This is a genomic window from Pseudomonas sp. 21615526 (assembly GCF_013386245.1).
GTDB lineage: Bacteria > Pseudomonadota > Gammaproteobacteria > Pseudomonadales > Pseudomonadaceae > Aquipseudomonas.
Genome location: NZ_JACAOM010000054.1, coordinates 1 through 24202, shown reverse-complemented (window position 1 = coordinate 24202; position 24202 = coordinate 1). Strand labels below are relative to the sequence as shown.

The following is a 24202-nucleotide window of genomic DNA, read 5'->3' as shown; positions in this document are numbered from 1 at the left end:
GGGCGATCCTCTGGGGTCGAAGGTGAGGTTGAGCGGCGCGTATTCTGCCTTTAATCGCGTCCCAAGGGTTAATCGGGTTTTTGGTCCACCCATTTGGGCAGGACCAGCGGTTGCCAGGCATCCAGTACGTCAAGCAGCTCAGCCGGCGATTCGCTCATTTGCAGCATGGCACGATGCGGTGCCCGGACGAAGCCTTCGCCGACGATATGATCAAGAAAATCGGTCAACTTGCGGTAAAAACCGTTCACTTCGAGCAAACCCAGCGGTTTGCCGTGGTAGCCGAGCTGGCCCCAGGTCCAGACTTCGAACAGTTCTTCCAGGGTGCCCAGGCCGCCCGGCAGCGCAATAAAGGCGTCGCTCAGTTCGGCCATGCGCGCCTTGCGGGCGTGCATGCCGTCGACCACCTCCAGGCGGGTCAGGCCTTTGTGGCCGATTTCGAGGTTTTTCAGGCTTTCGGGAATAATTCCGATCACCTCGCCGCCGGCTTCCAGCGCCGCATCGGCGACGATACCCATCAGGCCCACGGCGCCGCCGCCGTACACCAGGGTCAGCTTGCGCTCGGCCAGCGCGCGCCCGAGGGCCACGGCTGCTTCACGGTAGGCCGGGTTGGTGCCGCTGCTGGCACCGCAAAACACACAGACAGACTTCAAGGACATACCTGACTCCACTCAGTTGTGGCTAAAGAGTAAAGGCTGGCTTGCGTCTCTCAAAGGATTAAACCTCGCGTTGAGGTGTTTCGCAGGTGCCGCTGGCACCACAGGCATAGGCGGCAAGCAGGCTGCGGAACAGACTATTGAGGTGCATGGCTGGAACTCCGGATGAGTGATGGACCGATCATAGGCCGGCACCCGCACTTTGGCCGGTAGATTGTGTCGATGAGTCTGATAGCCTAAAGTTGTATACAATCTGTTGATACAGATCATATGAAGTCCTGCCTGACTCAGGCACCCTTGTCGCAATATGCGTTTTTTAAACCCTGCCCTGGAGATTCACATGTTTGCCAAACTCGTTGCTGTTTCCCTGCTGACTCTGGCTAGCGGCCAGTTGCTTGCTGCAGAGTGCAAGGTCACTGTCGACTCCACTGACCAGATGTCCTTCAACACCAAGGCCATCGAAATCGACAAGAGCTGCAAGACGTTCACCGTTGAGTTGACCCACTCCGGCAGCTTGCCGAAAAACGTCATGGGCCATAACTGGGTGCTGAGTTCCGCCGCCGACATGCCTGGCATCGCCAGCGACGGCATGGCTGCCGGCATCGACAAGAACTACCTGAAAGACGGCGACACCCGCATCATCGCCCACACCAAGATCATCGGTGCCGGCGAGAAAGACTCCGTGACCTTCGATGTGTCGAAGCTGGCGGCAGGCACTGACTACGCGTTCTTCTGCTCGTTCCCAGGCCACATCTCGATGATGAAAGGCACTGTGACCCTGAAGTAAACACTCTTGTAGGAGCGAGCTTGCTCGCGAAAACCTCAAAGGCACCGCGCTCATCCAGGATGGGCGCGTTTTCGTTGACGATCTTCGCGAGCAAGCTCGCTCCTACAGTGCTCAGGGTGCAAACGGCATCACCCGCTTGTGCTCGGTCTTGCGATAGGTGTCGCAGATGATCTTGAAGGCTTCCTCGCGCACCGGCTCGCCGTGCAGGAACGCGTCGATCTCGGCATAGGTCACGCCATGGGACGCTTCGTCCGGCTTGCCCGGCGACAGGTCTTCCAGGTCGGCCGTCGGGATCTTCTCTACCAGCGATTCCGGAGCACCAAAGTGCCGGGCAATCGCGCGCACCTGGTTCTTCACCAGCCCGCTCAGCGGTGCCAGGTCGCAGGCGCCGTCACCGAACTTGGTGAAAAAGCCCATCACGGCTTCCGCCGCATGGTCGGTACCGATCACCAAACCACCGGCCGCGCCGGCGATGGTGTACTGCGCCACCATGCGCATGCGCGCCTTGGTGTTGCCCAGCACGAAGTCCCGGGAGACTGCGGCCTTGCCTTCAAACGCCGCCACTTCATTGGCCAGGGATTTCACCGCCGGGCCGATGTTCACTGTGTGGCGCTCGTCGGGCTCGATAAAGTCCACGGACGCCTGGGCATCGTGTTCGTCGAACTGGGTTTCGTACGGCAGGCGCACCGCGATAAAGCGGTACGCATCGTCACCCTTGGCAGCCCGCAACTCTTGCATTGCACGCTGGGCCAGCAGGCCGGCGGTCAGGGAGTCGACGCCGCCGCTGATGCCCAGCACCAACGTCTTGAGGCCTGAATTGAGCAGGCAATCCTGGATAAAGGTAACGCGCCGGGCGACCTCCGCCTCAAGGGCGGCCTGGTCCTTGAACGGTGGTTGGACCTTGAGCTGTTCAGCAATCTCGCGCTGTACGGCTTGCATGATTCACTCCTTGCTGGGTAGGGCAGGTACTTTGAAAACGTGGCGCAAATAGGCGACAAAGTTCGGATCGGTGCAGTGGGTCTTGCCCGCTTCATCGGAAATCTTCGCGACGGGCTGGCCATTACAGGCAGTCATTTTAAGCACGATGCTCATCGGTTCCACACCTGGAATATCACAGGTCAGGTTGGTGCCGATGCCGAAGCTCACATTGATCCGACCACGCAGCGCGCGGAAAATCTCCAGCGCCTTGGGCAGCGACAGGCTGTCGGAGAACACCAGGGTCTTGCTCATCGGCTCGATCCCCAGCTTGTGATAGTGGGCGATTGCCTTTTCGGCCCATTGCACCGGGTCACCGGAGTCGTGGCGCAGGCCGTCGAAGAGCTTGGCGAAGTACAGGTCGAAATCGCTGAGAAACGCATCGGTGGTGATGCAATCGGTCAGGGCGATGCCCAGCAGGCCACGGTACTCGCGCACCCAGCAGTCGAGGGCGGCGATCTGGCTGTCGATCAGGCGCGGGCCGAGTTGCTGGTGGGCCATGATCCATTCGTGGGCCATGGTGCCCAGCGGCTTCATGTTCAGCTCGCGGGCCAGGTGCACGTTGCTGGTGCCGACAAAACGCCCGGGGAAGTCGTGCTTGAGCACGTTCACCACTTCTTCCTGCACGCGGTAGGAGAAGCGTCGACGCGTGCCGAAATCCGCGACCTGCAGTTCGGACAGTTCTTCGACGCTGGCGTTGGCCGTCAGCCAGTCGAACTTGCGATACAGCTGCTCGCGGGCCTGTTCGAGGATCACGCTTTGGTAGCGATAGCGGTTACGCACTTCGCTGACGATGGCCAGCATCGGCACTTCAAACAGGATCACGTGCAGCCATGGCCCGCGCAGGCGGATAAACAGCTCACCGTTTTCGATACCGGTGTGCACGTAGCGCAGGTTGAAGCGAAACAGCCCGAGGAAGCGCAGGAAATCCGGCTTCATGAAGCTGATGCGTTCCAGGAAGCCCAGTTGGTCGGGGCTCAGGCTCAGCTCGGCGAGGCGCTCGATCTGGTAGCGGATCTCCGCCAGGTACGGGCGCAGGTCTTCACTGTTGCGGCAACGAAACTCCCATTCAACTTCCACGTTCGGGTAGTTGTGCAGCACCGCCTGCATCATGGTCAGCTTGTAGAAGTCGGTGTCGAGCAGGTTCTGCACGATGCGATCGGCAAACACACTCTCGCTCATAACGGGAATCTCCAGACGGGTCGACGATGGGCGCCGACCTTTACGCACAATTAAGGAATGGCGCTAGTGGCGCATAGACCTGTGCTGTTTTGCCAGTGTTTTTTCAGCTGGGCATTGTTGTGTGGCCCCTGACGCCTTCGCGAGCAAGCCCGCTCCCACATTTGAAATGCGTTCCAAATGTGGGAGCGGGCTTGCTCGCGAAGGCGGTATTGCAGGCAACGCGCCTCAATCAGACTCAACCTGCTCCATCATCCACTTCACAAAATCCCGCACCTTGGGCACTTCCGCCGAGTGCTCGGGGTAGGCCAGGTAATACGCATCCTGGCTCGGCATCGCATGCTGCCAGGGGATCACCAGCTTGCCTTCTGCTAGCTCTTCTTCCACCAGAAACCTGGGCAGCAGCGCCACACCGCAGCCAACCTGTGCGGCGCGAATGCACATATAAAAGGTCTCGAAGCGCGGCCCATGGTAGCTGTGCTCGGTGTGATGACCCTGGGCGGCGAACCAGTCATGCCAGCCTTGCGGGCGCGAGGCGTTTTGCAGCAACACCAGTTCGCTCAGTTGCGTGGGGTCGGTAAATGCTTGGGCGGGCAGGCTGTCGGGTGAGCACACGGGCACCAGTTCTTCGCTGAACAGCTTGAGGCTCTCGGTGCCGGGCCGTGAGCCCTGGCCAAAGTAGAAGGCCAGGTCGGCCTTGCCTTGCAGCAGCTCGTCGGGCTCCTGTTCGTTGCACAGGTCCAGGTGAATCTGCGGATGGCGCAGTCGCCAGCCCTTGAGGCGCGGCACCAGCCAGCGGGCGCCGAAGGTGTAGGGCGTGGACACCCGCAGCACTTCAGTCTCGCCGCCGTAGGAGCGCAGGTAATGGGTGGATATCTCCACCTGGGTGAGGATCTTGCGCACTTCCACCAGGTACAGATCGCCCGCCGGGGTCATCTGCAAGCGGCGGCGCACCCGGCGAAACAGCAGGTGCTGCAACAGTTCTTCCAGCTGCGCGACCTGTTTGCTGACAGCGCTCTGGGTGAGGTTCAGCTCTTCGGCGGCGCGGGTAAAACTCAGGTGGCGGGTGACCGCTTCGAAGCACTGCAGGGCGGTGATCGAGGGCAAATGTCTTTTATTCAGCACGGCACGCCTCTTTTTGTTCTTAGCATGAATAAACGGAATGATATCTCGCCTAATCGTCGTTTGTTGGCAAGTCTTGGGCCAGCTACAAATAAGGTCTGGATCGCCGCGACCGCTGGCGGCGCAAATTTCTGTTTGTAGATTGAAGGAGTGACCCATGGTTGCCGCATTGCTTGATCGTCTCGGGGTAAACCCGGCGCTGTACCAGTCGGGTAAACAACCCGTGCATTCGCCCATTGATGGCAGCCGGATTGCCAGTGTGCACTGGGAAGGCGCCGCCGAGGTGGAGCAGCAGGTCAGTCGCGCCGAGCATGCATTCGAGGCCTGGCGCAAGGTGCCGGCCCCCCGTCGTGGTGAGCTGGTGCGCCAGTTCGGTGACGTTTTGCGCGAGTACAAGGCCGACCTCGGCGAGCTGGTGTCGTGGGAAGCCGGCAAGATCACCCAGGAAGGTTTGGGTGAAGTGCAGGAAATGATCGACATCTGCGACTTCGCCGTCGGCCTGTCGCGCCAGCTGTACGGCTTGACCATCGCCTCCGAGCGTCCGGGCCACCACATGCGTGAAACCTGGCACCCGCTGGGCGTGGTTGGCGTGATCAGCGCCTTCAACTTCCCGGTCGCCGTATGGGCGTGGAACACCGCGCTGGCGCTGGTGTGCGGCAACGCAGTGATCTGGAAACCGTCGGAAAAAACCCCGCTTACCGCCCTGGCCTGCCAGGCACTGTTCGAGCGCGTACTGAAGAACTTCAGCGATGCGCCGCCGTACCTCAGCCAGGTGATCATCGGTGGCCGCGATGCCGGCGCCGCACTCGTGGATGACCCGCGTGTTGCGCTGATCAGCGCCACCGGCAGCACCCGCATGGGCCGCGAAGTAGCGCCGAAAGTCGCTGCACGTTTTGCCCGCAGCATTCTCGAACTGGGCGGCAACAACGCGATGATCCTCGGCCCAAGCGCCGACCTGGACATGGCCGTGCGCGCGATTCTGTTCAGCGCCGTCGGTACCGCCGGCCAGCGCTGCACCAGCCTGCGCCGCTTGATCGCCCATGAGTCGGTGAAGGAGGAAATCGTCACCCGCCTCAAGGCTGCGTATTCCAAAGTGCGCATCGGCCATCCGCTGGAAGGCAACCTGATCGGCCCGCTGATCGACAAGCACAGCTTCGAAAACATGCAGGACGCCCTGGAGCAGGCCTTGAGCGAAGGCGGCCGGGTGTTTGGCGGCAAGCGTCAGTTGGAAGACACGTTCCCCAACGCTTACTACGTGTCGCCGGCCATCGTGGAAATGCCGGAGCAGAGTGATGTGGTGTGCACCGAGACGTTCGCGCCGATTCTGTATGTGGTCGGCTATACCGATTTCGCTGAAGCGCTGCGCCTGAACAATGCGGTGCCACAAGGCCTGTCTTCGTGCATCTTTACCACTGACGTGCGCGAGGCCGAGCAGTTCATGTCGGCGGTGGGCAGTGACTGCGGGATTGCCAACGTCAACATCGGCCCGAGCGGCGCGGAGATTGGTGGCGCGTTTGGCGGTGAGAAAGAGACCGGTGGCGGGCGTGAGTCGGGCTCGGATGCATGGCGCGGGTACATGCGTCGCCAGACCAACACCGTGAACTACTCGCTGGAACTGCCGCTGGCCCAGGGCATTACCTTCGACTGATACCTCAAGTCGGAGTGAGGTCAATGTGGGAGCGGGCTTGCTCGCGAAAGCGGTGTGTCAGTCAACGAATGCTTATCTGATCCACCGCTTTCGCGAGCAAGCCCGCTCCCACATTTGACCGTATTTACAATTCGGAAAAGTGGTTTGTTAGGTCTCATCGGAGTCTGGCAATGGCATTACGCGAAGCATGTTTGTGGGAACAACTCACTCCTGGCCGGCCGGATCGTGCCGCGCTCAAGGGCGAGGCAAAAGTGGATGTGTGCGTGATCGGCGCCGGCATCACCGGTTTGTCGGCAGCCATTCACTTGCTGGAGCAAGGAAAAAGTGTCGCCGTACTCGAGGCCCATCGCACCGGCCACGGTGGTTCGGGGCGCAACGTAGGGCTGGTCAATGCAGGGATGTGGATTCCCCCGGACGAGATCGAAGCCGGTTTTGGTACCGCGGTGGGCAGCCAGCTCAACCGCATGCTCGGCGCGGCACCGTCCCTGGTGTTCAGCCTGATCGACAAATACAACATCGACTGCCAACTGCGTCGCGAGGGCACCTTGCACATGGCGCACAACGCCCGTGGCGAGGCGGATTTGCGCAGTCGTGAGGAACAATGGAAGCGTCGCGGTGCACCGGTGGAGCTGTTGACCGGCGCTGCATGCGAACAAGCCACCGGTACCAAAAAGATTGCTGCCGCCTTGCTCGACCGGCGGGCCGGCACCTTGAACCCGATGGCCTACACCAGTGGTTTGGCCAATGCCGCCGTCGGGCTCGGCGGACAGTTGTTCGATCACTCCCCAGTCACCCAACTGGAACGCCAGGGCCAGCACTGGTCTGTGCAGACTGCCCAAGGCTCGGTGCAGGCCGAACAGGTGGTGATCGCTTCGAACGCCTACACCGAAGGCGAGTGGACCGAGCTGCGCCGCAACTTTTTCCCCGGTTATTACTATCAGGTGGCGTCGGCCCCTCTGACCGACGACGCCGCCCAACAAATCCTTCCGGGCGGCCAAGGCTCCTGGGACACTCGCCAGGTACTCAGCAGCATCCGCCGCGACGCCGAAGGCCGCCTGCTGCTCGGCAGCCTGGGCAACGGCAACCAGAAACCCGCGTGGTTCCTCAAGGCCTGGGCCGATCGGGTGCAACAGCACTACTTCCCGTACCTCAAACCGGTGCAGTGGGAGTGCACCTGGACCGGCTGCATCGCGTTCACCCCGGACCACTTGATGCGCCTGTTCGAGCCGGCGCCCGGGCTGGTGGCGGTCACCGGTTACAACGGGCGCGGGGTGACGACCGGCAGTGTCGTGGGCAAAGCCTTCGCGGATTATCTGTGTCACCAGGATCCACAGGCACTGCCGATCCCCTTTGCGCCGATGCAGCCGTTGGCCGGTGTGGGCCTGCGCAGCTGTTTGTACGAGGCGGGATTCTCGCTGTATCACGCGGGCCAATGCCTGCGGATCGTGATCTGATCAACGAAATACCCCTCAGAAGCCTGCATTTTCTTAGCCGGCTACTAATCTGTATTGGTGCGAGTCGTAGCAGTAACGCACTGTAAATGTGCACTTCCGTTACGCACGCTGTTACATGTTTAAGGGTGGCCGTTTAGTGGCCGGGTTGCAGTGCTTGATTGGTCGGGTTGCACTTTATAGGTCCAATGGTTGCACCTGGTTGAGATAGACGGTTGCACGTCCAATCAAAAGGCGCCCAAAAACCTGCAATAACAATGACACCGTGTCTTTTTGAATAATAAAAACGTAATGGCACGACGCTTGCTCTGGGCTTTCTCCGAAAGTTTTTGAAGTGAAGCTGCAGTGCCAATTCAACAAAAACCTCGGAGCACCACTCATGTCCCAGACGTTTTACAAGAAAGGTTTTCTAGCCCTCGCCGTTGCTGCGGCGCTGGGTGTTTCTGCGTTTGCTCAAGCTGATGTGAAGATTGGCGTAGCGGGGCCGATGACCGGCGCCAACGCGGCATTTGGTGAGCAGTACATGAAAGGTGCCCAGGCGGCAGCCGATGTCATCAACAAGGCCGGCGGCATCAACGGCGAGCAGATCAAGCTGGTGGCCGGCGATGACGCCTGCGAACCCAAGCAGGCCGTGGCCGTGGCCAACCGCCTGGTTGACCAGGACAAAGTGATTGGCGTGGTCGGGCACTTCTGCTCGTCGAACACTATCCCAGCCTCCGAGGTGTATGCCGATGCGGGCGTGATCATGATCACCCCGGGCTCCACCAACCCGCAGGTTACCGAGCGTGGCCTGTCGGCCGTGTTCCGCATGTGTGGTCGTGACGATCAGCAAGGCATCGTGGCCGGCGACTACATCGTCGACGTGCTCAAGGGCAAGAAAGTTGCCGTTATCAACGACAAGGACACCTACGGCAAAGGCCTGGCCGACGCCACTGCGGCGCAGTTGACCAAGCGCGGCGTGAAGCCGGTGCTGGAAGAAGGCCTGACCCGTGGCGAGAAAGATTTCAGCGCCCTGGTCACCAAGATCCGCTCCACCGGTGCTGACGTCGTGTACTTCGGCGGCCTGCACCCGGAAGCCGGCCCACTGGTTCGGCAGATTCGTGAAGCCGGCCTGAAAGACGTCAAGTTCATGTCCGATGACGGCGTGGTGACCGACGAACTGGTGGCCACCGCCGGTGGTGCACAGTACGTGGATGGCGTGTACATGACCTTCGGCGCCGACCCACGCCTGCTGCCAGACAGCAAGACCGTGGTGGAAGAGTTCCGCAAAAATGGCACCGAGCCTGAAGGCTACACCCTGTACGCCTACGCCTCGATCCAGGCCCTGGCCGCCGGTTTCAATGGCGCCAAGTCCGACAAGGGCGAAGACGCAGCCAAATGGCTGAAATCCCACCCGGTCAAAACCGTCATGGGCGAGAAGAACTGGGACGCCAAGGGCGACCTGAAAATCTCCGACTATGTGGTTTACCAGTGGGACAAGGACGGCAAGTATCACCAGCTGGAAAAGCAGAAGTAATAGTTAGCGCGATGGGTTAGACGCCACTTGACCCTGTGGGAACCGGGCTTTTGTGGGGGCTGGCTTGCCTGCGATAGCGTCACCTCGGGTTGACTGACATTCCGAGGTGTCGCTATCGCGGGCAAGCCCGGCGCCCACACACGCCAGCTCCTACACGGGGACTTGGTTGCCAGCCCCTTTTGTGTCTGTCTTTTCCTCCTAGAAGATCCGCACACCCACAGGTGTGCAGGCTCTCACTGCGTGAGATTGCGTTATGGATGGTATTTTCCTGCAGCAACTGGTCAATGGGCTGACCCTCGGGTCGGTCTATGGCTTGATCGCCATCGGCTACACAATGGTCTATGGCATCATTGGCATGATCAACTTCGCCCATGGCGAGGTTTATATGATTTCCGCTTACCTCGCGGCGATCAGTCTGGCACTGCTGGCTTACTTCGGCATCGAATCCTTCCCGCTGCTCATCCTTGGCACCCTGATCTTCACCGTCGTCGTCACCGGCGTCTACGGCTGGGTCATCGAGCGTGTCGCCTACAAACCGCTGCGCAACTCCACCCGACTGGCACCGCTGATCAGCGCCATCGGTATTTCGCTGATCCTGCAGAACTACGCGCAGATCGCCCAGGGCGCCAAGCAACAAGGCATCCCGACGCTGCTGGCCGGCGCCTGGAGAGTCGATATCGGCACCGGCTTCGTGCAATTGACCTACACCAAGGTGTTCATCCTGGTGGCCGCGTTCGTCGGCATGGGCCTGCTGACCTACATCATCAAGTACACCAAGCTCGGCCGCATGTGCCGCGCTACCCAGCAAGACCGCAAGATGGCGTCGATCCTCGGTATCAACACCGACCGGGTCATCTCCTACGTATTCGTGATTGGTGCCGCCATGGCCGCGCTGGCCGGTGTGCTGATCACCCTGAACTACGGCACGTTCGACTTCTATGCCGGCTTCATCATCGGCATCAAGGCATTTACCGCAGCGGTACTGGGCGGCATCGGCTCCCTGCCTGGGGCCATGCTGGGGGGGATCATCCTGGGTATTTCCGAGTCGCTGTTCTCGGGGTTGATCAACTCTGACTACAAAGACGTGTTCAGTTTCTCCCTGCTGGTGGTGATCCTGATTTTCCGTCCCCAGGGCCTGCTCGGTCGCCCACTCGTGGCGAAGGTATAACTATGTCTGCTGCCTACTCTATCGATATCAAGAAAAGTGTCGTCGATGCGGTACTCGCCGGGCTGATTTCGCTGATCGTGTTCGGTCCGATCGTCGGCGTGGTCCTCGACGGCTACAGCTTCAACCTGCAACCGGCGCGTGTCGGCATCCTGGTGGCCATCGTGATGGTCGGCCGGTTCGCCATGAGCCTGTTCCTGCAAACCCCAAGGGGCCTGCGGATTCTGCAGGGGTTTGAAAGTACCGGCTCCGGTGTGCATGTACTCAAGCCGGACTACAAGTCGCGCCTGCGCTGGATCATCCCGGCGTTGATCGTGATTGCCATCGTGTTCCCGTTCTTCGCCAACAAATACCTGCTGACCGTGGTGATCCTCGGGTTGATCTACGTGTTGCTGGGCCTTGGCCTGAACATCGTGGTCGGCCTGGCCGGGCTGCTCGACCTGGGTTACGTGGCGTTCTACGCCATCGGCGCCTATGGCCTGGCGCTGGGTTACCAGTACCTCGGCCTGGGCTTCTGGTCGGTGCTGCCGCTGGCGGCGATTTGTGCGGCGCTGGCGGGGTGCATACTCGGGTTTCCGGTGCTGCGAATGCACGGCGATTACCTGGCGATCGTGACCCTGGGCTTCGGTGAAATCATCCGCCTGGTGCTGAATAACTGGCTGTCGTTTACCGGTGGCCCGAACGGCATGCCGGTGCCGTCGCCAACGTTTTTCGGCCTGGAGTTCGTGCGCAAGGCGAAGGATGGCGGGGTGCCGTTCCACGAGTTCTTCGGCATCGACTACAACCCCAACATCAAATTCCTGTTCATCTACATCGTGCTGTTCCTGGTGGTGCTGCTGGTGCTGTACATCAAGCACCGCCTGACCCGCATGCCGGTGGGGCGCGCGTGGGAAGCCTTGCGCGAAGACGAAATCGCCTGCCGTTCCATGGGCCTCAACCACGTGCTGGTGAAGCTCTCGGCGTTCACCATCGGCGCGTCCACTGCCGGTCTGGCCGGGGTGTTTTTCGCCAGCTACCAGGGCTTCGTCAACCCGTCGTCGTTCACCTTCTTCGAGTCGGCGCTGATCCTCGCCATCGTGGTATTGGGCGGCATGGGCTCGACCGTCGGCGTGGTGATTGCCGCGTTCGTGCTGACGGTGGCGCCGGAGCTGCTGCGCAGCTTCTCCGAGTACCGCGTGCTGCTCTTCGGCGTGTTGATGGTGGTGATGATGATCTGGCGACCACGAGGCCTGATTCGTATCAGCCGTACCGGTGTTGTCCCGCGTAAAGGAGTGGCGCCATGAGCAAGGAAGTCGTTCTTTCCGTGGAACACCTGATGATGCACTTTGGTGGCATCAAGGCCTTGAGCGACGTAAGTCTCAAGGTCAAGCGCAACTCGATCTTCGCCCTGATCGGTCCCAACGGTGCCGGCAAGACCACCGTGTTCAACTGCCTGACCGGTTTCTACAAAGCCTCCGGCGGCAAGATCGAACTCAATGTGCGCGGCAAGCAGACCAACGTGATCCAACTGCTGGGCGAGCGCTTCAAGGCCACCGACTTTGTCTCGCCGAAAAGCTTCGTCAGCCGGGTGTTCTACAAGATGTTCGGCGGCACTCACCTGGTGAACCGGGCGGGTTTGGCGCGCACCTTCCAGAACATTCGCCTGTTCAAGGAAATGTCGGTGGTGGAGAACCTGCTGGTGGCCCAGCACATGTGGGTCAACCGCAACATGCTCGCGGGCATCCTCAATACCAAGGGCTACCGCAAGGCTGAAAGCGACGCCCTCGACCATGCGTTCTACTGGCTGGAAGTGGTGGACCTGGTGGACTGCGCCAACCGCCTGGCCGGCGAGCTGTCCTACGGCCAGCAGCGCCGCCTGGAAATCGCCCGTGCCATGTGCACCCGGCCGCAGATTATTTGCCTCGACGAACCGGCCGCCGGCCTCAATCCCCAGGAAACCGAAGCCCTCAGCGCGATGATTCGCCTGCTGCGGGACGAGCACGACCTGACGGTGGTGCTGATCGAACACGACATGGGCATGGTGATGAGTATTTCCGACCACATCGTGGTGCTGGACCACGGCAACGTGATTGCCGAGGGCGGGCCGGAAGCGATCCGCAATGATCCGAAGGTGATCGCGGCTTATCTGGGCGCTGACGAAGAGGAGCTGGTATGAGTGAGCCAATCCTCGAACTGAAAGACCTGGACGTGTTCTACGGCCCGATCCAGGCCCTGAAGAAAGTTTCGCTGCACATCAACGAAGGCGAAACCGTGAGCCTGATCGGCTCCAACGGTGCGGGTAAATCCACGCTGCTGATGTCGATCTTTGGCCAGCCACGGGCCGAGTCCGGGCAGATCATCTACCGCGGCGTCGACATTACCCACAAGTCGTCCCACTACATCGCCTCCAACGGCATTGCGCAGTCGCCGGAAGGGCGGCGGGTGTTCCCCGACATGACCGTCGAGGAAAACCTGCTGATGGGCACTATCCCGATTGGCGACAAGTTCGCCACCGAAGACATGCAGCGCATGTTCGAGCTGTTCCCGCGTCTCAAGGAGCGGCGCAACCAGCGGGCGATGACCATGTCCGGTGGTGAACAGCAGATGCTTGCCATCGCCCGCGCACTGATGAGCCGGCCCAAGCTGTTGCTGCTGGACGAGCCGAGCCTGGGGCTGGCGCCGATCGTGGTGAAGCAGATCTTTTCCACGCTGCGGGAGCTGGCGTCTACCGGCATGACCATCTTCCTGGTGGAGCAGAACGCCAACCATGCGTTGCGCTTGTCGGACCGGGCGTACGTGATGGTCAACGGCGAGATTCGCCTTACCGGCACCGGCAAGGAGCTGCTGGTGAATGAGGAGGTGCGTAACGCCTACCTCGGCGGGCATTAAGTCGTTCGCAGGTCCAATGTGGGAGCGGGCTTGTGTGGGAGCGGGCTTGCTCGCGAAGACGGTGGGTCAGTCACATTTGCATTGACTGATACGCCGCTTTCGCGAGCAAGCCCGCTCCCACACAAAGCCCGCTCCCACATTTTTTTGCGTCGCCTGCAGGCTTTCCTGAAATTGTGGACAACAAATCCGGGCACCTGCCAAAGCGCGACATATAGCCGCCGCAAATCCCTGTTTTGTCACAGTTTTGACTTGTCCCCAAGCACTGTGGAACCGGCTGTGGGTAACGTGGGAGTAGCTGGCTGGAGGCCTTTGTTTTCGCGGCTTGCAGCGTGGTGGTTGTTTATTGATCAGTGAGTTTTTCGTGACCACCCGAGGGGTTTGTCAACCTGTTTAAAGACACAGGTATATGACCGGAATATGTCACTCCGGCCTGTGGATAAGTCTGTGACTAAACTCTGGAAAGAGTGCCGCAGAGGCCGGAATGACTGGCCTGGAGCCATCGTCCTGGTTGCACCGTTTTGAACCGGGCTACATACGGGCTGCGCAAGGTCAAGCAAAAAACTTTTTGAATCGCGCTGAAAGCCTTGTGTAGCGCGGCTTTCAGCTTTTGTACTTGCCCCCAAAGACTGTGGACGGGGCTGTGGATAAGGTGCGCGCACATGGCTGCACGCCACGGCCTGTATGGCTTTCGGGCGGTTGGTTGAATTTCGTACAGCATGAGCGGCATTCACCTGTGTCCACAGCGTGTATCAGTTGCCGCCAGCCCGGCAGCCGGGCATTCTGCTGGCTGATTTTTTACCTCGTAGCCCCGCAAGGAGAACACCATGTCCAATACGCTGTTTATTACTGGCGCGACCTCCGGTTTTGGCGAAGCCTGTGCCCGCCGTTTTGCCGAAGCCGGCTGGAAACTGGTGCTCACCGGCCGCCGCGCAGAGCGCTTGAACGCCCTGTGCGCCGAGCTTTCCAAGCAGACCGAAGTGCTCGGCCTGGTGGTGGACGTGCGTGACCGCAAGGCCATGGAAGAGGCGATCGCGAACCTGCCGCCGTCCTTTGCCACGCTGCGCGGGCTGATCAACAACGCCGGCCTGGCGGTGGGCACCGACCCTGCGCCGAAGTGCAGCCTCGACGATTGGGAAACCATGGTCGACACCAACATTAAGGGCCTGCTGACCACCACCAGCCTGCTGTTGCCGCGCCTGATCGCCCATGGCCGTGGCGCCGGTATCATCAACCTCGGTTCCATTGCCGGCAGCTACCCGTACCCGGGCAGCCACGTGTATGGCGGCACCAAGGCCTTCGTCAAACAGTTCTCGCTGAACCTGCGTTGCGACCTGCAGGGCACCGGCGTGCGCGTGACCAACATTGAGCCGGGCCTGTGTGAGAGTGAGTTCTCGCTGGTGCGCTTTGCCGGTGACCAGGCGCGTTATGACGCGACTTATGCCGGTGCCGAGCCGATCCAGCCGCAGGACATTGCGGATACGATCTTCTGGGTGCTTAACACCCCGGCACACGTGAACATCAACCGCCTGGAGCTGATGCCAGTGAGCCAGACCTGGGCCGGGTTTGCGATTGAGCGTGGCGCCAAGGCCTAAGTTCGTCGAGCTGTTGTGGCGAGGGAGCTTGCTCCCGCTGGGCTGCGAAGCGGCCCTGGCTTTTTTGGGGCGGCTTCGCCGCCCAGCGGGAGCAAGCTCCCTCGCCACAGGGTTTTTGTCAGGCTTGAATATGCGGCAAATCGGCCAAAACAGGACATAAGGTACACTCCACCCCTGAAAACCCCGCCGCGCTGTGCGGTTCAAAGGTTTTGACAGGAGGATATGTGAGTAACCGAGGTGAGCAGTCGCTGCTCAAACAATCGACCATCCTGATGTTCGCCGTGGCGATCGCCGGGATTGTCACGGGGGTGGTGTCGGGCGCCCAATCGATTTTATTCGACGGCTTTTTCTCGCTGATCGCCACCGCCATCAAGGTGCTGATGCTGATCACGGCCAAGCTGATCGCCAAGAAAAGCAACGAACGTTTCCAGTTCGGCTACTGGCACCTGGAACCCATGGTGCTGCTGATCGAGGGCAGCTTTTTGCTGTTGATCGCCATCTACGCGTTTCTCAACGGCGTGTTCGGCATTATCAATGGCGGGCGCGATATCGAGTTGGGCCTGGTGATCATCTATGCGGCGGTGTTTACCGTCGTCGAGTTCGCCTATTTTTTCTACGTGCGTTACCGCAATCGCACGCTCAAGTCGTCGCTGATCCAGTTCGACAACATCAGTTGGTTGGTGGACGCGATGCTGTCGGTGGGGCTGCTGGTGAGCTTCCTGGCGGCGCTGTTGCTCAAGTCCCAGGGCTATGGGCAGTGGGCGGTGTATGTGGACCCGTTGATCCTGATCCTGCTGGCGTTGAGCATGCTGGCGCCGGCCTTCAAGATCCTGCGCCCGGCGCTACGCGACGTGTTGGGGATTGTGCCGGACCAGTTGGACGGCAAAGTGCGCGAAGTGATGGATGCGGCCCAGGCCAGGCATGGTTTCGATGATTACGTGTCCTACGTGCAGAAGCACGGGCGGGCGCGGTTTATCGAAATTCATGTGGTGCTGCCGGCGGATTACCCGGTGGATAACGTCGCCACCCTGGACGGGCTGCGCGAAGAAATATCCACAGGGTTGGGCAAGCCGGATGCGGCCCGCTGGCTGACGATCAGTTTTACCGGGGACCGCAAATGGATTGCGTAAGGCCCAGGTAGCACGTCGCCAAGTGGTAAGGCGTGGTCGACGGCATGTCCCGCCGGCTCACGTGCCCCTTGGCATCCAGGCACTCATTCCAGCCTTTGTCGTGCAGGAAGCGTTGTTGCAGCGCCAGCAATTGGCGGTGCAGCACGGCTTCACTGTCGGGCCGCAAGGTCAGCGCCCGCAGGTATTCGGCCTGGGCCCAGATGCGCTGGGTGCCGTCGCGCACGCTGCCGTCCAGGGCGAGCATGCCGCTGACCGCACCGGTCAGGTTATCCACACCCTTTTGCTCGGCATAGGTGAACGCTTTGCTCAGTGATGTGTGCAGCGGTGTGCCCCGCAGCAAATCCGAAGATTCCAGCAGGAAGAACCATTCGAACTGATGCCCCGGTTCAAACCAGTTATCCACAGCGCCCAGCGGTTTTTCCATCATCACCCCGTGTTGGCGGTCGATGAAGCGCTTCTGCATGGCGTTGGCCAGGTCCAGCAACGCGTCTTGGGTGACGGCGTCCTCCCGCACGGCCAACGTGGCGAGGAAACCTTCGGCAAGGTGCATCAGCGGGTTTTGCAGAGGGCCAGACTTGAGGGATGACCAGTTACGTTCCAGCACCGCTTCGTACAGGCCGTCGCCGGTGGCGAAGCGTTCGGCGACCACTTCCAGGGCGGCGTCGAGTACCGATTCCACCAGCGATTCACGTACCTTGGCCCAATAGTGGGCGCAGGCGAAGATGATGAAGGCGTGGGTGTAGAGGTCCTTGCGCTTATCCAGCGGCTTGCCGTGGGCGTCGATGCTGTAGAACCAGCCGCCGTGCTCGGCGTCGTGGAAGTGCCGTTGCAGGGAACGGAACAGCGCGGCGGCGCGCTCCTCGGCAAAGGCTGCGCCGGGCTCGCCGATCAGGCTGGCGAACAGGTACAACTGCCGTGCGCAGGCCATGGCGCGGTAGCGTTGCGGGGGCAACGGCCGATGATCGGCGTCCAGGGCCTCATAGGGCAGCGCCAGGTCGGCATTCCAGCCCGGGCCTTGCCAGAGCGGCACGATCTGGTCGTGGAAGTGCATCAACACGGCGGTCAATTGAGGCTTGAGGGCGGAGCTTGGAGCGATGGGCATCGGCTGGCGTCGTCACGGCAGGGGTGTTTGCGCGACATGGTATCAGGCTTGGGATCGGTGTTGTCTTTACTGCCGCCTTCGCGAGCAACCAAACCCCAGTCGCCGCCGAAACCGCACCCGCCACCCGCACCAACGGCGCAGCCGCCGCCGGCAGGAAACGCACCGCGGCATAACCGGCAGCATGCAAAACCGCCGTCGCACCCACAAACCCTATGGCATACGCCCAAGGGCTGGACATGTCCGGCAGTTCCAAACCATGGGCCACGCCATGGAACAGTGCAAACAGCGCCGTCGCCGCCACCGCCACGAACAACGGCGGCCGCACCGCCAGCGCTACCGCCAGGCCCAGCGCCAGCACCGACGCGGCAATCCCGCTTTCCAGCGCCGGCAGTTCCAGCCCTTCAAAGCCCAGCATCCCGCCGATCAGCATGGTGCCGACAAACGTGCACGGCAGCGCCCAGCGCGCCGAGCCTTTTTGTTGAGCGGCCCACAGGCCCACGGCGACCATTGCCAGCAAGTGGTCGATGCCGCCCAGCGGGTGGCTGATACCGGCCACCAGGCCGTTGTCGCCATGGCCGGGGTGGGCGAAGGCGAGGGCGGGAGTGAGCAGCAAGGCTGCGGCAGCGAGAAGTGTATTGAGGCGCATGGACAGGCTCCTTGTGGGGGTTGATCAGGCTGCGGTCAGCAAGCCCTGGCGTTCGATGAAGGCGACGATTTCTTCCAGGCCGACGCCGGTTTTCTGATTGCTGAAGACGAAAGGTTTACCGCCGCGCATGCGCTGGGTATCGCTGTTCATCAGCTCCAGGGATGCGCCTACCAGCGGCGCCAGGTCGATCTTGTTGATCACCAGCAGGTCGGATTTGCAGATTCCCGGCCCGCCTTTGCGCGGCAGCTTGTCGCCGGCCGACACATCGATCACGTAGATGGTCAGGTCCGACAGTTCCGGGCTGAAGGTGGCCGACAGGTTGTCGCCGCCGGATTCCACCAGGATCAGGTCCAGGCCGGGAAAGCGACGGTTCAACTGGTCTACTGCTTCGAGGTTGATGGAGGCGTCTTCGCGAATCGCGGTGTGGGGGCAGCCGCCGGTTTCCACACCGATGATGCGCTCGGGCGCCAGGGCCTGGTTGCGCACCAGGAAGTCGGCGTCTTCGCGGGTGTAGATATCGTTGGTGACCACCGCCAGGTTGTAGCGATCACGCAGAGCCAGGCACAGGGCCAGGGTCAGGGCGGTCTTGCCGGAGCCGACCGGGCCGCCGATGCCGACGCGCAGGGGTTGGGTGTTCATGTGATTCTCCAAGATAAAGTGCCCTAGGAACGGAACAGGCGGCTGTACTGGCGCTCATGGGCCATGCACGCCAGGGACAGGCCAAACGCGGCGCTGCCGTAGTGATTGGGGTCAAGCTGGCTGGCGTCCTGCTGGGCTTGTTGCAGCAGCGGCAGCAGTTCGCTGGTCAGGCGCTGGGCGGCTTGTTGGCCCAGAGGCAGCGTCTTCATCAGCACCGCCAATTGGTTTTCCAGCCAACTCCACAGCCAGGCGGCCAGGGCGTCATCCGGGCTGATCTGCCAGGCGCGGGCGGCCAGGGCCCAGCCCAGGGCCAGGTGCGGTTCGGAGCGCTGTGCCAGGAATTCTCGGGCGGCGTCATCCAGCTCCGGTAAACCGTTCAATAGCTGGTGCAGGGAATAGCCCATCTGCCGGCTTTCCTGATAAAGCTCGCGGGTTTCACGGCTGGCGCGGTGTTCCTCGCACAACTGCGCGAGGCGTGGCCAGTCCTGTTCGGCGGCGGCCTGGCAGTGGGCAAGCAGCAGCGGCGCTTCGAAGCGCGCCAGGTTGAGCAACAGTTGATCGCTGATCCAGCGCCCGGCACTTGCCGGGTCGGTCACGCGGGCTTGCTCCACGGCCATTTCCAGGCCCTGAGAATAGCTGTAGCCACCAATCGGCAGCTGCGGACTGGCCAGACGCAACAGCGCCCAGGCTGGGTTCATAGACGTACGCCGAACTGGTGCAGCTTGGGCGGGTAGTTGAAGTCTTCGTCGCCATGGCGGGAGTGGTGGTGGCCGCCGCCATAGGCGCCGTGTTCCGGCTGGAAGGGGGCCTCGATGGTCTCGGTCGTCGCGCCCAACTGATCGAGCATGGCCTTGAGCACGTAGTCATCGAGCAGGCGCAGCCAACCGTCACCCACTTGCAGCGCCACGTGGCGGTTGCCCAGGTGATAGGCGGCGCGGGTCAGTTCAAAGGCGTTGCCGCAGGTGACGTGCAGCAGTTGTTCAGGCCGGGCACACACGCGTACGACACGTCCGTCTTCAGCCTGTAGGAATTCGCCATCGTGCAGCGGCGGTTGGCCGCGCTCCAGAAACAGGCCGACGTCTTCTCCGTCGGCACTGAAACAGCGCAGGCGGCTTTTGCTGCGGGCTTCGAAATTCAGCAGCAACTCTGCGGCCCAGACGGGTTGGGGGGCGATTCGGCGGTGGATCACCAGCATCAGAAAGCTTCCAGCTATGAGCGATAAGCAAGCTAGAGCAAGGGTCTTGCCAACCACGCGGGGAGTAGGAATTCCCTGTAGGCAGGCGACTTGTGCCACCTGATGGCGCAGGAAATTATTCCAAAATGTTTCATTTTGGTGCGTGGTTGGATTTATAGCACCGGATCCGGGCGCTCGGCGTTGAATTCCATTGCTTGGTGCATGAAATTTCTTTCATCTTTTTTTGAGTTTTGATTGCTTGGGACTTTTCCTACGCACTTGCAGGATTTGCCGTGCGTTGCGTTACGCGCTGTTTCATTAGGATTCCGCTCCGTATTTAATCTTCAGCGGTTTCCACCATGTACAAGTCATTTTTCTGTTTACTCATTGTCAGTTTGTCGCTCGCCATTTCATCTGCTTCGGCCAACCTTCAGCGTGCCCCGGCATTCGCGCCGCCACCTTCTATCGACAACGTGATCGACCGCGCCCACGAGCTGTTGGGCACGCCCTATAAATTGGGCGGCGCTTCGGTGAAGCAGGGCTTCGATTGCAGCAGCTTCCTGGTGTACCTGTTCAAGACCGAAGCCAACATTCATCTGCCTCGCACCACCTCGGCGATGCACCGCTCAACCGCGGCCACGGTCAAGCGCAATGCGTTGCAACCGGGTGATGCGGTGTTTTTCAGGGGCAATGGGCGCGGCCAGGTCAGCCACGTTGGTCTCTATATAGGAGAGGGCAAGTTCATCCACTCGCCACGCACGGGCAAAAGCGTGCGCATCGACTCACTGGCCAACAGCTATTGGAACCGGAACTACACCACCGCCAAGCGTTTTCACACCGTGCGCTGAGTTATTCGGTGCTGCCCAGGCCTTGCCAATGCTTGAGGCCGATAAAGATGAAACGCAGCTGCTGGGTGATCTTGGCTTGTGGCGTGAGGTGCGCAGGCAGCGCTTCGGCGGGCGGGTCGATAATGTCGGGCAGGGTGGCGAACACGCTCTTGACGATCAGGTCGGCCATCACGTGCAGGCCGTCGGCATCCAGGTGCTGGAGCTTGGGCATCAGGGTCAGGTCGGCGGCGAGGTCGCTGGCGATGTCTTCACGCAGGGCACCAATGGCTTGGCGAACGGCGAGGCTGCCACCGTATTGCTCGCGGGCCAGGAACAGGAATTGCGAACGGTTGGCGGCGACCACATCCAGGAAAATCCGCACGGAGGCATCGATGATGCCGCCCATCACGAATTCGTTGTGGCGCACCAGGCGAATCGTCGCGCGAAAGGTCTGGCCGACTTCGCTGACCAATACCAGGCCCAGCTGATCCATATCGGCAAAGTGACGGTAGAAACCGGTGGGCACGATGCCGGCGGTCTTGGCCACTTCACGCAGGCTGAGGCTGCCGAACCCACGGCCACACTCCATCAGATGGCGGGCTGCGTCCATCAGGGCGAGTCGGGTCTGTTGCTTCTGTTCGGCGCGGGGCAGCATTGGCAGGCGGGCTTTGTGGACAAGGACAGCGACGCACTCTAGCAAATCAGCTTTGCCAGCGTCGAACTTCAAAAGGGAGAAGGGCGTTGCGGTTCACACAAAGTCAAAGCCCGATCGGCTGATCGGGCTTTTTTCCAGGGCCAGCACGGGCTTAGCTCTGTGCTTGATGCAGTTCTGCCAGACGGTCAGCACCGCCTTCCACTACGCCGTCAGCATAAGCGCGTTTGTTGGCGCGGCTCGAACCATCTTCAACCAGGCCTTTCTGTTCCAGGCGATCACGGCCACCTTCGGCAACAGCGTTGCGTTCCATCAGGCGATCAGCGCCACCTTCAACCAGGCCTTTCTGTTCCAGACGGTCACGGCCACCTTCAGCAACGCCTTCGGTGTAAGCACGTTTGTTGGCTTGTTCCGAACCGTTTTCAGTGATGCTGCCGTTGTAGTCGGTGTTGTTCTTGTCCGAAGCGCCGCTGCGAGCCAGGGTTTGGCTGAAGTGGGAAGCGTCGGCTTTCACTTGTGGGGTTGCCTGTTCAGCAGCTGGCAGGGCAAATGCGCTGCTGGCCAGGAGGGAAAGTGCAAAGCTTGCGAGTATTTGGCGTTTCATGATGGGTTGCTCCTTGGGAGGGCGATAAATTGGGTACAGGGCTAATGCTACTCTTGATAAGTCGATATAAAAGTTCATAAACACAATGGTAATAATCAACAGAATTGATTGTTCCCTGCGAAGGCTCTATCTCGCAGGTCTCAAGCCCGCGCTTTTGCACCGAGGTGGGTATTTTCGACACGAACGTGGGTAACAACGGTGCGTCGTTGATGATTGAAACTGTCTGGTTGGTCAGGAAAGGCGGTTTTTATGAGTAATTCCATCAATGGGGTTAAACCCCCGCGCCGTTTGTCAGTCGTAGCCATATAAGCTGTAGTCAAAACGCGCGCCGCAAAGCGCCCGCTCAGTCGTAACCTGGAGTCCTGTGCAATGACGCGCACTCGTAAAATTCTCGCCTGGAGCTGCGCCAGCTTCGTTTTGTTAATCGCCATTGTGGTGTTGGTCCTGGTGTTCTTTGACTGGAACCGGATCAAGCCGCCCCTCAACGCCAAGGTCTCCGAAGAGCTGCATCGACCGTTTGCCATCAATGGCAACCTGGCCGTGGTGTGGCAGCGCGAGCCCGATGAGGGCGGCTGGCGCGCCTGGATTCCGTGGCCCCATGTGATTGCCGAAGACCTGACCCTGGGCAATCCCGACTGGTCGAAAGCCCCGCAGATGGTCACCCTCAAGCGCGTGGAGTTGCGTATCTCGCCCCTGGCGTTGCTGGCCCAGCGCGTGGTGATCCCGCGTATCGACCTCACCGAACCGAGTGCGCAGTTGCAGCGCCTGGCCGATGGCCGCGCCAACTGGACCTTCAAGTTCGACCCCAAGGACCCGAATGCCGAACCGTCCAACTGGGTGGTGGACATCGGCGCCATCGGCTTCGACAAAGGCCATGTGACCCTCGACGACCAGACTCTCAAGACCCAGCTCGACGTCGTGATCGACCTGCTCGGCAAGCCGATCCCCTTCGGCGAGATCGTCGGCGATGCCGACGCCAGGAAAGCCCTGGAAAAAGGCTCGGCGCCGCAGGATTACGCGTTCGGCCTCAAGGTCAAGGGCCAATACCACGGCCAGAAACTCGATGGCACCGGCAAGATCGGTGGCCTGCTGGCCTTGCAGGACGCGGCCAAGCCGTTCCCGCTGCAAGCCCAGGCCAGGATCGGCGACACCAGCATCGCGCTGGCCGGCACCCTGACCGACCCGATGAACCTCGGCGCCCTCGACCTGCGCCTCAAACTCTCCGGCAGCAGCCTGGGCAACCTGTACCCCCTGACCGGCGTGACCTTGCCGGATTCGCCGGCCTATTCCACCGACGGCCACCTGATCGCCAAGTTGCATGAGGCCAGTGGCGCGTCGTTCCAGTATGAAAACTTCAACGGCAAGATCGGCAACAGCGACATCCACGGCAACCTCGGCTACGTCGCCAGCCAGCCGCGGCCCAAGCTCACCGGGGCGCTGGTCTCCAACCAGCTGTTGATGACCGACCTGGCGCCGCTGATCGGTGCCGACTCCAACGCCAAGCAAAAAGCCCGTGGCGGCGAAAGCAAGCAGCCGGCGACCAAGGTGCTGCCGGTGGAAGAGTTCCGCACCGAGCGCTGGCGCGACATGGATGCCGACGTCGAATTCACCGGCAAACGCATCGTCCACAGTGCCGAATTGCCGTTCACCGATCTCTACACTCACCTGGTGCTGAACGACGGGCAGTTGAGCCTGGAGCCCCTGCGTTTCGGCGTGGCCGGTGGCAAGCTCGACGCGCAGATTCGTCTCAACGGGCGCACCACGCCGATGGAAGGCCAGGCCAGACTCACCGCGCGCAATTTCAAGCTCAAGCAGCTGTTCCCGACCTTCGAGCCGATGAAAACCAGCTTCGGTGAGCTCAACGGCGACGCGGACATTTCCGGGCGCGGCAACTCCGTCGCGGCATTGCTTGGCACGTCGAATGGCGATCTGAAGATGTTGATCAACGACGGCGCCATCAGCCGCGGACTGATGGAAATCGCCGGGCTCAACGTTGGCAACTACGTGGTCGGCCGCCTGTTTGGCGACAAGGAAGTGAAGATCAACTGTGCGGCCGCAGACTTCGGCATCAAGTCGGGCCTGGCGACGACTCGCCTGTTTGTGTTCGATACCGAGAACGCGATCATCTACATCGATGGCACCGCGAACATGGCCAGCGAGCAGCTTGACCTGACCATTACCCCGGAGTCCAAAGGCTTCCGCCTGTTTTCCCTGCGCTCGCCGTTGTACGTCAACGGGCCGTTTATCAAACCGAATGCTGGCGTGAAGGCGGTGCCGCTGATGCTGCGTGGTGCGGGCATGGTTGCCTTGGGTGTGATTGCCGGCCCGGCGGCGGGCTTGCTGGCGCTGGTGGCACCGAGCGGCGATGAGCCGAACCAGTGTGCGCCGCTGCTGCAACAGATGAAGGAAGGCAAGGCACCTAAAACAGTGAAAGGCTAGCTGACAAAACCGTGAACCAAATGTGGGAGCGGG

General features: G+C 60.9%; 22 protein-coding genes and 1 pseudogene. 12 read left to right on the top strand and 11 right to left on the bottom strand.

All coding sequences use genetic code 11. From position 1 onward, the window contains the following. Positions 1 to 68 precede the first annotated feature (68 nt). Positions 69 to 656, bottom strand: coding sequence for a TIGR00730 family Rossman fold protein (locus HX786_RS16010; RefSeq protein ID WP_003217468.1), 588 nt, complete (start codon positions 654 to 656; stop codon positions 69 to 71). Between the two features lie 337 nt (positions 657 to 993). Here HX786_RS16010 and azu point away from each other — a divergent pair, with 337 nt between their 5' ends. Further along, entirely contained in the window at positions 994 to 1440 is a 447-nt protein-coding gene (gene azu / locus HX786_RS16005; protein ID WP_008439083.1) for an azurin, read from the top strand. 111 nt (positions 1441 to 1551) lie between these two features. On the opposite strand, the gene nadE is transcribed toward azu, so the two are convergent. The 3 genes from nadE to HX786_RS15990 all read right to left on the bottom strand — a co-directional run bounded on the left by nadE (position 1552) and on the right by HX786_RS15990 (position 4719). Beyond that, positions 1552 to 2379: an ammonia-dependent NAD(+) synthetase gene (nadE, locus tag HX786_RS16000; RefSeq protein ID WP_003217462.1), complete on the bottom strand. Its 828-nt coding sequence runs from the start codon at positions 2377 to 2379 to the stop codon at positions 1552 to 1554. A gap of 3 nt (positions 2380 to 2382) precedes the next feature. Beyond that, entirely contained in the window at positions 2383 to 3597 is a 1215-nt protein-coding gene (pncB, locus tag HX786_RS15995; protein WP_003217456.1) for a nicotinate phosphoribosyltransferase, read from the bottom strand. Positions 3598 to 3822: 225 nt separating this feature from the next. Beyond that, a complete protein-coding gene (locus HX786_RS15990) occupies positions 3823 to 4719 on the bottom strand; it encodes a LysR family transcriptional regulator (protein ID WP_178912326.1) in 897 nt (298 codons plus the stop codon). A gap of 154 nt (positions 4720 to 4873) precedes the next feature. Here HX786_RS15990 and HX786_RS15985 point away from each other — a divergent pair, with 154 nt between their 5' ends. The 9 genes from HX786_RS15985 (at position 4874) to HX786_RS15945 (ending at position 16086) form a co-directional block, all read left to right on the top strand. Next, positions 4874 to 6364, top strand: a complete 1491-nt coding sequence (locus HX786_RS15985) for an aldehyde dehydrogenase family protein (protein WP_003217452.1) — start codon at positions 4874 to 4876, stop codon at positions 6362 to 6364. Positions 6365 to 6534: 170 nt separating this feature from the next. Further along, positions 6535 to 7818 (top strand): FAD-binding oxidoreductase, encoded by a 1284-nt coding sequence (locus HX786_RS15980; protein WP_177036426.1) that lies wholly within the window; start codon positions 6535 to 6537, stop codon positions 7816 to 7818. 376 nt (positions 7819 to 8194) lie between these two features. After that, on the top strand, positions 8195 to 9331 hold the full coding sequence (locus HX786_RS15975; RefSeq protein WP_003217449.1) for a branched-chain amino acid ABC transporter substrate-binding protein: 1137 nt from the start codon (positions 8195 to 8197) through the stop codon (positions 9329 to 9331). A gap of 253 nt (positions 9332 to 9584) precedes the next feature. Next, a complete protein-coding gene (locus HX786_RS15970) occupies positions 9585 to 10499 on the top strand; it encodes a branched-chain amino acid ABC transporter permease (RefSeq protein WP_003217447.1) in 915 nt (304 codons plus the stop codon). 2 nt (positions 10500 to 10501) lie between these two features. Further along, positions 10502 to 11779: a high-affinity branched-chain amino acid ABC transporter permease LivM gene (gene livM, locus HX786_RS15965; protein WP_003217445.1), complete on the top strand. Its 1278-nt coding sequence runs from the start codon at positions 10502 to 10504 to the stop codon at positions 11777 to 11779. Further along, positions 11776 to 12651 carry an ABC transporter ATP-binding protein gene (locus HX786_RS15960; protein ID WP_003217442.1) on the top strand — a complete coding sequence of 292 codons (876 nt, stop codon included), beginning with the start codon at positions 11776 to 11778 and terminating at the stop codon, positions 12649 to 12651. Before livM ends, HX786_RS15960 begins: the two co-directional genes overlap by 4 nt. Continuing rightward, positions 12648 to 13364, top strand: a complete 717-nt coding sequence (locus HX786_RS15955; RefSeq protein ID WP_003217439.1) for an ABC transporter ATP-binding protein — start codon at positions 12648 to 12650, stop codon at positions 13362 to 13364. Before HX786_RS15960 ends, HX786_RS15955 begins: the two co-directional genes overlap by 4 nt. 824 nt (positions 13365 to 14188) lie before the next feature. Beyond that, positions 14189 to 14956 carry an SDR family oxidoreductase gene (locus HX786_RS15950; protein ID WP_003217437.1) on the top strand — a complete coding sequence of 256 codons (768 nt, stop codon included), beginning with the start codon at positions 14189 to 14191 and terminating at the stop codon, positions 14954 to 14956. 224 nt (positions 14957 to 15180) lie between these two features. Beyond that, a complete protein-coding gene (locus tag HX786_RS15945; protein ID WP_003217435.1) occupies positions 15181 to 16086 on the top strand; it encodes a cation diffusion facilitator family transporter in 906 nt (301 codons plus the stop codon). On the opposite strand, the gene HX786_RS15940 is transcribed toward HX786_RS15945, so the two are convergent. From HX786_RS15940 to ureE, 5 genes and pseudogenes are all read right to left on the bottom strand, one after another. Continuing rightward, positions 16058 to 17188, bottom strand: a complete 1131-nt coding sequence (locus HX786_RS15940) for an AGE family epimerase/isomerase (RefSeq protein WP_178912325.1) — start codon at positions 17186 to 17188, stop codon at positions 16058 to 16060. The genes HX786_RS15945 and HX786_RS15940 overlap by 29 nt on opposite strands. 79 nt (positions 17189 to 17267) lie before the next feature. After that, positions 17268 to 17834 (bottom strand): annotated as a pseudogene (locus HX786_RS15935) (HupE/UreJ family protein); the annotation flags it as partial. 24 nt (positions 17835 to 17858) lie between these two features. Beyond that, positions 17859 to 18473: an urease accessory protein UreG gene (gene ureG, locus HX786_RS15930; protein ID WP_003217431.1), complete on the bottom strand. Its 615-nt coding sequence runs from the start codon at positions 18471 to 18473 to the stop codon at positions 17859 to 17861. A gap of 23 nt (positions 18474 to 18496) precedes the next feature. Beyond that, a complete protein-coding gene (locus tag HX786_RS15925; protein WP_003217429.1) occupies positions 18497 to 19171 on the bottom strand; it encodes an urease accessory protein UreF in 675 nt (224 codons plus the stop codon). Continuing rightward, positions 19168 to 19668 carry an urease accessory protein UreE gene (gene ureE / locus HX786_RS15920; protein WP_008439076.1) on the bottom strand — a complete coding sequence of 167 codons (501 nt, stop codon included), beginning with the start codon at positions 19666 to 19668 and terminating at the stop codon, positions 19168 to 19170. Before ureE ends, HX786_RS15925 begins: the two co-directional genes overlap by 4 nt. Positions 19669 to 20006: 338 nt before the next feature. On the opposite strand from ureE, the gene HX786_RS15915 reads away from it, so the two are divergent. Further along, positions 20007 to 20495 (top strand): C40 family peptidase, encoded by a 489-nt coding sequence (locus tag HX786_RS15915; protein WP_087692460.1) that lies wholly within the window; start codon positions 20007 to 20009, stop codon positions 20493 to 20495. A 1-nt stretch (position 20496) separates the two neighbouring features. On the opposite strand, the gene HX786_RS15910 is transcribed toward HX786_RS15915, so the two are convergent. Together HX786_RS15910 and HX786_RS15905 are read right to left on the bottom strand one after the other, a co-directional pair. Beyond that, on the bottom strand, positions 20497 to 21129 hold the full coding sequence (locus tag HX786_RS15910) for a TetR family transcriptional regulator (RefSeq protein WP_003217423.1): 633 nt from the start codon (positions 21127 to 21129) through the stop codon (positions 20497 to 20499). Between the two features lie 151 nt (positions 21130 to 21280). After that, a complete protein-coding gene (locus tag HX786_RS15905; protein WP_178912324.1) occupies positions 21281 to 21730 on the bottom strand; it encodes a hypothetical protein in 450 nt (149 codons plus the stop codon). 369 nt (positions 21731 to 22099) lie between these two features. On the opposite strand from HX786_RS15905, the gene HX786_RS15900 reads away from it, so the two are divergent. Continuing rightward, a complete protein-coding gene (locus HX786_RS15900; protein ID WP_003217419.1) occupies positions 22100 to 24169 on the top strand; it encodes an AsmA family protein in 2070 nt (689 codons plus the stop codon). The last annotated feature ends 33 nt before the right edge of the window (positions 24170 to 24202 follow it).

Excerpts from the sequence above, each read along its gene's own strand:
- HX786_RS15910 (WP_003217423.1), bottom strand. The coding sequence starts at position 21,129 with ATGCTGCCCCGCGCCGAACAGAAGCAACAGACCCGACTCGCCCTGATG.
- HX786_RS15940 (WP_178912325.1), bottom strand. The coding sequence starts at position 17,188 with ATGCCCATCGCTCCAAGCTCCGCCCTCAAGCCTCAATTGACCGCCGTG.
- pncB (WP_003217456.1), bottom strand. The coding sequence starts at position 3,597 with ATGAGCGAGAGTGTGTTTGCCGATCGCATCGTGCAGAACCTGCTCGAC.
- HX786_RS15955 (WP_003217439.1), top strand. The coding sequence starts at position 12,648 with ATGAGTGAGCCAATCCTCGAACTGAAAGACCTGGACGTGTTCTACGGC.
- HX786_RS15980 (WP_177036426.1), top strand. The coding sequence starts at position 6,535 with ATGGCATTACGCGAAGCATGTTTGTGGGAACAACTCACTCCTGGCCGG.
- ureE (WP_008439076.1), bottom strand. The coding sequence starts at position 19,668 with ATGCTGGTGATCCACCGCCGAATCGCCCCCCAACCCGTCTGGGCCGCA.
- HX786_RS15970 (WP_003217447.1), top strand. The coding sequence starts at position 9,585 with ATGGATGGTATTTTCCTGCAGCAACTGGTCAATGGGCTGACCCTCGGG.
- HX786_RS15950 (WP_003217437.1), top strand. The coding sequence starts at position 14,189 with ATGTCCAATACGCTGTTTATTACTGGCGCGACCTCCGGTTTTGGCGAA.
- HX786_RS15905 (WP_178912324.1), bottom strand. The coding sequence starts at position 21,730 with ATGAAACGCCAAATACTCGCAAGCTTTGCACTTTCCCTCCTGGCCAGC.
- HX786_RS16010 (WP_003217468.1), bottom strand. The coding sequence starts at position 656 with ATGTCCTTGAAGTCTGTCTGTGTGTTTTGCGGTGCCAGCAGCGGCACC.
- azu (WP_008439083.1), top strand. The coding sequence starts at position 994 with ATGTTTGCCAAACTCGTTGCTGTTTCCCTGCTGACTCTGGCTAGCGGC.
- HX786_RS15900 (WP_003217419.1), top strand. The coding sequence starts at position 22,100 with ATGACGCGCACTCGTAAAATTCTCGCCTGGAGCTGCGCCAGCTTCGTT.
- HX786_RS15925 (WP_003217429.1), bottom strand. The coding sequence starts at position 19,171 with ATGAACCCAGCCTGGGCGCTGTTGCGTCTGGCCAGTCCGCAGCTGCCG.
- livM (WP_003217445.1), top strand. The coding sequence starts at position 10,502 with ATGTCTGCTGCCTACTCTATCGATATCAAGAAAAGTGTCGTCGATGCG.
- HX786_RS15975 (WP_003217449.1), top strand. The coding sequence starts at position 8,195 with ATGTCCCAGACGTTTTACAAGAAAGGTTTTCTAGCCCTCGCCGTTGCT.
- HX786_RS15985 (WP_003217452.1), top strand. The coding sequence starts at position 4,874 with ATGGTTGCCGCATTGCTTGATCGTCTCGGGGTAAACCCGGCGCTGTAC.
- ureG (WP_003217431.1), bottom strand. The coding sequence starts at position 18,473 with ATGAACACCCAACCCCTGCGCGTCGGCATCGGCGGCCCGGTCGGCTCC.
- HX786_RS15960 (WP_003217442.1), top strand. The coding sequence starts at position 11,776 with ATGAGCAAGGAAGTCGTTCTTTCCGTGGAACACCTGATGATGCACTTT.
- HX786_RS15915 (WP_087692460.1), top strand. The coding sequence starts at position 20,007 with ATGTACAAGTCATTTTTCTGTTTACTCATTGTCAGTTTGTCGCTCGCC.
- nadE (WP_003217462.1), bottom strand. The coding sequence starts at position 2,379 with ATGCAAGCCGTACAGCGCGAGATTGCTGAACAGCTCAAGGTCCAACCA.